The sequence below is a fragment of the Salinivibrio sp. PR919 genome, from assembly GCF_001995355.1.
Taxonomy (GTDB): domain Bacteria; phylum Pseudomonadota; class Gammaproteobacteria; order Enterobacterales; family Vibrionaceae; genus Salinivibrio; species Salinivibrio proteolyticus.
The window spans coordinates 1-2,594 of record NZ_MUFL01000153.1; the positions used below are offsets into that span (position 1 = coordinate 1).

Genomic DNA, 2,594 nt, shown 5'->3' on the forward strand with positions numbered 1-2,594 from the left:
CTTGAAGAGTTGGACACAAACTGTGTCCACTCCCAATGACCGAGCAGCGTTACGGCAGCAATCACCGCAACAAACGCGGGAAAAGGTAAATAAAAGACAGCGGCGACCACCAAAGGGACTAACAAAGCCGCGGTTAATACACGTTGTTTGAGCAAACTGATTCCTCGTGGTTACTCTTGAAGAGTTGGACACAAACTGTGTCCACTCCCAATGACCGAGCAGCGTTACGGCAGCAATCACCGCAACAAACGCGGGAAAAGGTAAATAAAAGACAGCGGCGACCACCAAAGGGACTAACAAAGCCGCGGTTAATACACGTTGTTTGAGCAAACTGATTCCTCGTGGTTACTTATCAGTGGTTAGCTTGGCTTTGATTTGCTCGCCGGTACAGCCAAAACGTCGTTCACGATTAACATACCAAGCGACCGCATCGAACAGACTTTGCTCGTTGAAATCGGGCCAATATTGTTCTGTAAAATACAACTCGGCATAGGCAGCTTGCCACAAGATGAAGTTACTAATGCGACATTCACCACTGGTACGGATCATTAAATCCACATCGGGTAAGTCGGATAGCATCAATTGACGAGCAATATCTTGCTCTGTGATATCACTGGCTTGTAATTGACCAGCAGCGACCTGCTCTGCGACACGGCGTGCCGCTTGGGTAATATCCCATTGCCCACCATAGTTGGCCGCAATATTGAGCACAAGACGCTCATTGCCTGCTGTTAATGCTTCGGCTTCGGCAATTTTTTGTTGTAGTGATGGATTAAATCGAGAGGTATCACCGATCACGCGAAGTTGGACACCATTTTTGTTCAAGCGTTTGACTTCGCGAGAAAGCACACTGATGAACAACTCCATCAGCACACTGACTTCATCTTCTGGCCGACGCCAGTTTTCACTGCTGAACGCAAACAAGGTTAGGGCTTTTACCCCAAGCTCCGACGCCGCCTTCACCGTTTTACGCACTGCTTTAACACCGGCTTTATGCCCAAATACACGGGCTTTGCCTCGCGCCTTTGCCCAACGTCCGTTTCCATCCATGATAACGGCAATGTGCTGCGGTAGGGCGGCAGACTCGAGCTGCGCATCAAGAGACTGGGAACTCATGTTTCTCCTTGGCAAATAAAAAGCGCTGTACTGCACGCACAGCGCTTTGACATTGGTGGTAAAGTCTAATGAGATTTAGACTTCCATCAACTCTTTTTCTTTTGCATCAAGAAGCGCATCAACATTCTTCACCGCTGCATCCGTCAACTTTTGAATCTCATCTTGTGCGCGACGTTCGTCATCTTCGGAGATTTCTTTGTCTTTTAGCAACGATTTAAGATCATTGTTGGCATCACGGCGGATATTACGTACTGCAACGCGGCCTTGTTCGCCTTCTGCGCGCACCAACTTAACCATTTCTTTACGACGTTCTTCCGTCAATGGAGGAAGCGGCACACGGATCACTGTACCTGCTGATGATGGATTAAGGCCCAAGTCTGCAGTCATGATCGCTTTTTCAACCGCTTGTGCTACTTGCTTGTCAAAAACAGTAATCGCCAAGGTTCGTGCATCTTCAGCAACAATAGAGGCGAGTTGTTTCAACGGTGTTGGTGCACCATAGTATTCAACCGTAATGCCTTCCAACAAGCTTGGGTGGGCACGACCGGTGCGAAGTTTTGAAAGATTGTGTTTAAGCGCTTCTACACTTTTATCCATACGCGCTTTGGCGTCTGCTTTAATATCGTTAATCACTGGAGGTATCCTTGCGATTGAATTTTACTGTCCGATTATGCCACTAAATCGGCTTAGCTGTTAGTAATCAGAGTGCCTTCTGTTTCACCCATCACGACACGGCGTAAGGCGCCCGGCTTATTCATATTAAACACACGGATCGGCATTTGGTGATCGCGTGCTAACGTAAATGCGGCCAAATCCATTACTTTCAACTCTTTTTCGAGTACATCTTGGTAACTCAAGGTTGAATAAAGCTCAGCATCTGGGTTTTTGGTTGGGTCATCACTGTATACGCCGTCGACTTTCGTTGCTTTGATCACCACGTCAGATTCAATTTCAATGCCGCGTAGGCACGCCGCTGAATCCGTGGTAAAGAAAGGGTTACCCGTTCCGGCAGAGAAAATCACCACACGGCCATTACGAAGCTGGCTAATCGCTTCAGCCCAGTTATAGCTGTCACACACACCATTAAGTGGAATGGCGGACATCACTCGTGCGTTCACATAGGCACGATGAAGTGCATCACGCATTGCCAAACCGTTCATCACGGTGGCCAGCATACCCATGTGATCGCCCACAACACGGTTCATTCCCGCTTCGGCAAGACCAGCGCCACGGAATAAATTACCGCCGCCGATGACTAATCCGACCTGAACACCTAACTCGACCAATTCTTTAATTTCTTGTGCCATACGGTCTAGCACAGTTGGATCGATACCGAATCCATCGTTGCCCTGCAGGGCTTCACCACTGAGTTTAAGTAAAATGCGTTGATATGCAGGCTTAGGATTTGTAGTCATGTCACTACCTTATATTAGGCACTAAGTTAGGGAAGAAGGTTATGGAAAGGCCGCGGCGAATAC

4 protein-coding genes and 1 pseudogene are annotated in these 2,594 nt (G+C 48.0%); all 5 read right to left on the reverse strand.

What is annotated here, in order from left to right:
• Window positions 1–155 (reverse strand): phosphatidate cytidylyltransferase (locus BZG83_RS16205; RefSeq protein ID WP_198929750.1); only part of this gene is annotated, 155 nt, incomplete at its 3' end.
• 16 nt (window positions 156–171) lie between these two features.
• Window positions 172–330, reverse strand: a pseudogene (locus BZG83_RS16635) (phosphatidate cytidylyltransferase); the annotation flags it as partial.
• 15 nt (window positions 331–345) lie between these two features.
• The gene (locus BZG83_RS16210; protein ID WP_077482093.1) at window positions 346–1,116 is read right to left on the reverse strand and encodes an isoprenyl transferase; all 771 of its coding nucleotides are present in this window, start codon (window positions 1,114–1,116) and stop codon (window positions 346–348) included.
• A 75-nt stretch (window positions 1,117–1,191) separates the two neighbouring features.
• Window positions 1,192–1,749, reverse strand: a complete 558-nt coding sequence (gene frr, locus BZG83_RS16215; RefSeq protein ID WP_077482095.1) for a ribosome recycling factor — start codon at window positions 1,747–1,749, stop codon at window positions 1,192–1,194.
• 53 nt (window positions 1,750–1,802) lie between these two features.
• Window positions 1,803–2,531, reverse strand: a complete 729-nt coding sequence (gene pyrH, locus BZG83_RS16220) for a UMP kinase (protein ID WP_069588604.1) — start codon at window positions 2,529–2,531, stop codon at window positions 1,803–1,805.
• Window positions 2,532–2,594: the final 63 nt, after the last annotated feature.

Bases quoted from the DNA above. Each gene is read 5' to 3' on its own strand.
- BZG83_RS16210 (WP_077482093.1), bottom strand. From the start codon at position 1,116: ATGAGTTCCCAGTCTCTTGATGCGCAGCTCGAGTCTGCCGCCCTACCG.
- pyrH (WP_069588604.1), bottom strand. From the start codon at position 2,531: ATGACTACAAATCCTAAGCCTGCATATCAACGCATTTTACTTAAACTC.